Origin of the sequence: Neisseria sp. HMSC31F04 (genome assembly GCF_001807735.1) — a bacterium.
Lineage (GTDB): Bacteria > Pseudomonadota > Gammaproteobacteria > Burkholderiales > Neisseriaceae > Neisseria > Neisseria elongata.
On the sequence record NZ_KV790759.1, the window covers coordinates 51,013 to 55,728 of the forward strand.

Sequence of the window (4,716 nt, forward strand, 5' to 3'; positions counted from 1 at the left end):
TGGCCTTGGCTGCCGATGAGGTTTTTGAGGGCTCTGTTTGTTTCTTAATATATCTTAATTCTTAATGAAGAAAAGGGATGGATGCCTTATTCTGCCTGCTATTGGTTTGGACTTTGTTATCCAGCAGGCACTTATTACGTTTTTTTGTCCCGAGATTATAAACGTATCCAACCATAGCACCCGTCCAAACTCTGATTTGAAAGGAATGCTGTGAAATTATCCACCCATATCGCCGCTGCCGTGCTGCTGTGCGCCGCTTCTCCGTTTGCCGCCGCGTTGTCGCAACCGATCGGGCAGACGGTGGAAATTGTCAATCAATGCCCGCACGACATCGCCATCCGTGCCAAAGGGCTGTTCAATCCGTGGCGCAAAGTCTTCAATCGCCGCACGCTGGAAACAGGCGGGCGCATACAGGAAACGCAATTTTTCTGCTCGCTGTTTTCCTGCAAAATCAAGCCGCTGCCGCACTGGACATTCAGAGGCGGCGGGCAGGACGAACTGCCTTACGAAACGGTTCCGCTCCGCAACAGGCCGTCGCCCGGCCACACGCAGGTGCTTGTCTGTCCGGAGTAAAAGCAGCCTGCACATTTGAAAGGCCGTCTGAAAGCCTGATTTCAGCCGATTATCAGTCTGCTGTCTTCCGGAGTTTTCAGAAACAACGGTGGTATGCGGTGATGAAATGCGGCAGGATTCGGCAAGACGGCAGAGACGGTTTTGCGGATTTTTGTTTAGAGATGGCAGAGGCCGTCTGAAAGTCAAGCAGGCTTTCAGACGGCCTCTTTTTTACAGATTATGCGGAACAAGGGCGAACAGCGGCCTGCGGTTATTTCAGGCAGACGGCGAACAGGCCGCGCAGGGCGTTGCACAGGCGGATTTCGTCGGCCTGCATGAGTCGGGCGCGGTTGATCCGGCTTTCAAAAACGCGGCTTGTGCCGAGATATTGCTGCGGCTGCCGCAGGATTTGCCGCCGCATGATGCCGTCCAGAATGTCCAGCTTTAGAGGCGGGGTGTGCCATTCGCTGCCGAAACGGACAAAAACGCTGCTGCGCCCGCCTTCGAGCAGTTCGTCCGCGCGGTTGAAAAACAGGCTGTCGAACGCGCCTTGCGCTTCGGCCTGCCGCCAGCCTTGGTCTAAGGTTTCGCGGTGCGTGGTTTTGAAGCGGCGCAGGAAGTCGCGTTCTGGCAGGGCGGTGTCGGAGAGGATGACGCTTTGATTTGGCGGCAAGTCGGACAGCGGGGCGTGGCTCAGTTGCAGGCCGTCTGAAAACAGGGCGGCTTTAACGCGGTATGCGCCTTGGCCGGGCAGTTCGGCCAGATGGCGGCGGATTTGCTGTTCGGTATTGTCGGGCAGGCTGAGGTTTAGGGCGGCAGCGGCGGCTTTCAGACGGCCTAAATGGTCGTCCAACAGCGGGATGCGGCCGGCTTCGGCGCGCATGGTTTCAAACAGGCCGAATTCGGGGGGGAGTTCGGTCAGGAAACGGGCTTTCCAGCCGCATTCGCGATATTCGCTTTCGGGGTCGCTGTCGGCCACGATGCCGGAGCCGACGCCGTAAACGGCACGGTAGGGCGGCAGGCCGCTTTCGGGCGGCGAGGGGCTTAGTTGCAGGGTGCGGATGACGACGTTGAGCGTGCCGCCGAAGCCGAGTCCGCCCGCGCAGGGTTCGAGGTGGCCAATGCTGCCGGTGTAGAGGCCGCGCGGTTCGGTTTCGAGTATGCCGATGATTTCCATGCTTTTGCGCTTGGGTGCGCCGGTAATGCTGCCGCAGGGGAAGGCGGCGCGGAAGATGTCGGCGGCGGACGTGCCTGCCTTTGCCTGCGCTTCGATGCGGCTGGTCATCTGCCATACGCCGCCGAAGGGGCTGACTTTGAACGGTTCGGGGACGCGCACGCCGCCGGTTTGGGCGATTTTGCCCAAGTCGTTACGCAATAAATCGACAATCATCACGTTTTCGGCACGGTTTTTCGGGTCGGACTGCAGGGCGGCGGCGCGTTCGGCATCGCGGCCGTCGTTTAAAATCGGCGCGGTGCCTTTCATGGGTTCGGTGGCAATCAGGCCGTCTGAACGGATGTTTAAGAAGAGTTCGGGCGAAAAGCAGAGCGTCCATGTTTGGCCGTTCTTTTTATCGGGCAGGCAGGCGAGCGCGGCGTAGGGGACGGGTTGGCGCAGGCGGCGGTAGAGGCGGACGGGGTCGCCGTAGGCAGAGAGGTGCAGGCGGACGGTGTGGTTGATTTGGTAGCAGTCGCCGCGCGCGATGGCGGCCTGGATTTCGGCAATGTCGTTTAAATATTTGATATGCCCGCGCGATATTTCCGGCTGCGAGATGCCGGCGGGCGAACCGTCTTCCTGTGCAGCCAGCCATTCGGCGGCATCGACGTTTTGCTTGTCGGCAAACCAGTGCAGGGAGAGGGTGCCGCTTTCGCTTGCCGGCAAGTTTTGCAGCGGCAGTCCGAAGCCGTAATCGGCAGTAAGGAAGAGGTGCAGGCCGCGCCGCCAGCCTTGCGCCAGCAGGCGGTCCAAACGGTCGAGGCCGTCTGAAAGGATGCGGTCGCTGTATTGCAGGTTTTGGAAGAGGACGGCGCGGCCGGAAACGGCATCGTCGAGCAGGGCGAAATAGGGCATGGGCTTGCTGGGAAAAAAGGCGGATTATAGCCCATAAGCCGTCTGAAAAACGGAAAGGGGGCGTGTCGGCGGTTGATTGAGGGTTTGCTCCGGTTTGGGGCGGAAAGCGTTGCATCAGGCGGCCTAAATATGCTTAGGTATTTGTTTATTTTTGTCAAAGAGCGTAAAATCGGGGTATAGATTATTCCTGCGTCCGAATACGGGAAGCCGTTCGGGCGTACTTTAAAACTTTGAAAGGACGAACCATGACCGATCATCAACTGAAACCCTTCGAGCAGGTAAATGTAGGCGAGGGTAAAGACCGCCTGCAGATTTTTGAAGAAGAGGTTTTGCAGCATCAAGGACGCGTTTCCAGTGAAGATTCCAACACTGCGCCGCTGCCCGAAAGCTATCCCTACCGCCTGCGGATGAACCGCCGCGTGTATGAAAAAGAAAAAGCCGTCCTGCAAATCGAATTGCTGAAAGTGCAAAGCTGGGTGAAAGAATCGGGCCAGCGTATCGTCAGCCTGTTTGAAGGACGCGATGCGGCAGGTAAGGGCGGCACCATCAAACGCTTTATGGAACATCTGAACCCGCGCGGCGCACGCGTGGTGGCGTTGGAAAAACCGACCGAAACCGAACGCGGCCAATGGTATTTCCAGCGTTACATCCAAAACCTGCCCACTGCGGGCGAAATGGTGTTCTTCGACCGCTCGTGGTATAACCGCGCAGGCGTGGAACGCGTGATGGGTTTCTGCGAACCGCAAGAATACCTGCTGTTTATGCGCCAAGTGCCCGAACTGGAAAGAATGCTGGTAAACAGCGGCCTGCACTTGTTTAAATTCTGGTTCTCCGTATCACGTGAAGAACAGCTGCGCCGCTTCCTGTCCCGCCGCGACGATCCGCTGAAACACTGGAAACTGTCGCCGGTGGACATCCAGTCGCTCGACCGTTGGGACGACTACACCGAAGCCAAAAACGCCATGTTCTTCCACACCCACACCGGCGATGCGCCGTGGACGATTATCCGCTCCGACGATAAAAAACGCGCCCGTTTGAACTGTATCCGCCACTTCCTGCACCAGCTCGACTATCCGGGCAAAGATGTGAAAGCCATCGGCAAAGTGGATAACAAAATCGTGTTGGTTCCCGATACGCGCTACAAAGAAAAAAATATCGACCTGGGTCACGATTAAAGGTGTAGACTGAACAAGGGGCCGTCTGAAAAACGTTTTCAAGGGTTGAACCCGCGTTTTCAGACGGCCTTTTTCTTTCAGTTATAGAGCCGAATACCGGAAATCCATTCGAGCAGGTGCAACCCATCATGACCGAGCCGATTACCATCGCCACCTACAATATCCATAAAGGCATGTCGCCGCTGAACCGAAAAGTGCAGATTTCGGACATGGCGCAGGCATTGGAAAGCTTGAAGCCCGACATCCTGTTTTTGCAGGAAGTGCAGGGAAAAAACCTGTTGCGCGAATTGAAACTGCCCGATTTCCCCGCCCGTCCGCAAGACAATATCATTGCCGAACGTCTCGCCTATCACTCGAGCTACGGCAAAAACGCCGTTTTTCCGCAAAAACACCACGGCAACGCCATCCTCAGCCGACTGCCGATACAGATGCGGCAAAACGTCAATATCAGCGTGAACCGCCTGGAAAAACGCGGCGTCCTGCATTGCGAAATCCTACCCGACGGCTGGGAAATGCCCATCGTCTGCCTTTGCGCCCACCTCAACCTTTTGGAACGCGACCGCGTCAAACAATATGTGGCGATTTTCGAATACGTAACCACCTACATCCCGCCGGAAGCCCCGCTGATACTGGCCGGCGACTTTAACGACTGGCGGCACAAATCGACACTCAATATCGGCAGCACCTTGGGGCTGACCGAAGTTTTCCTCGACCGCCACGGCGAGCTGCCGAAAACTTTCCCCGCCCGTATGCCCGTGTTGAGCCTGGACCGCATCTATACGCGCAATCTCGATATCCTTAACGCCACACTGCACAGCGAGGAACCGTGGCAATACCTGTCCGACCACCTGCCGTTGAGTGCCACCGTGCGGATGCGTTGAAGCGGGCAGAGACCTTTGCAAAATCCCCCCCAAATCCCCT

4 protein-coding genes are annotated in these 4,716 nt (G+C 57.0%); 3 read left to right on the top strand and 1 reads right to left on the bottom strand.

Annotation, left to right across the window (positions count from 1 at the left end):
- Positions 1-210: 210 nt before the first annotated feature.
- Positions 211-573, top strand: a complete 363-nt coding sequence (locus HMPREF3107_RS01210) for a hypothetical protein (protein ID WP_070452382.1) — start codon at positions 211-213, stop codon at positions 571-573.
- A 250-nt stretch (positions 574-823) separates the two neighbouring features.
- Here the strand turns inward: HMPREF3107_RS01210 and HMPREF3107_RS01215 are convergent, their stop codons facing one another.
- Entirely contained in the window at positions 824-2,620 is a 1,797-nt protein-coding gene (locus HMPREF3107_RS01215) for a bifunctional chorismate-binding protein/class IV aminotransferase (protein WP_070452385.1), read from the bottom strand.
- A gap of 245 nt (positions 2,621-2,865) precedes the next feature.
- Between HMPREF3107_RS01215 and ppk2 the strand changes: the two genes are divergently transcribed.
- Both ppk2 and HMPREF3107_RS01225 read left to right on the top strand, forming a co-directional pair.
- Positions 2,866-3,795, top strand: a complete 930-nt coding sequence (gene ppk2 / locus HMPREF3107_RS01220) for a polyphosphate kinase 2 (protein WP_041961378.1) — start codon at positions 2,866-2,868, stop codon at positions 3,793-3,795.
- Between the two features lie 128 nt (positions 3,796-3,923).
- Complete coding sequence (locus HMPREF3107_RS01225) at positions 3,924-4,676, top strand: endonuclease/exonuclease/phosphatase family protein (RefSeq protein WP_070452388.1); 753 nt, start codon at positions 3,924-3,926, stop codon at positions 4,674-4,676.
- The last annotated feature ends 40 nt before the right edge of the window (positions 4,677-4,716 follow it).

Excerpts from the sequence above, each read along its gene's own strand:
- HMPREF3107_RS01215 (WP_070452385.1), bottom strand. The coding sequence starts at position 2,620 with ATGCCCTATTTCGCCCTGCTCGACGATGCCGTTTCCGGCCGCGCCGTC.
- HMPREF3107_RS01225 (WP_070452388.1), top strand. The coding sequence starts at position 3,924 with ATGACCGAGCCGATTACCATCGCCACCTACAATATCCATAAAGGCATG.
- ppk2 (WP_041961378.1), top strand. The coding sequence starts at position 2,866 with ATGACCGATCATCAACTGAAACCCTTCGAGCAGGTAAATGTAGGCGAG.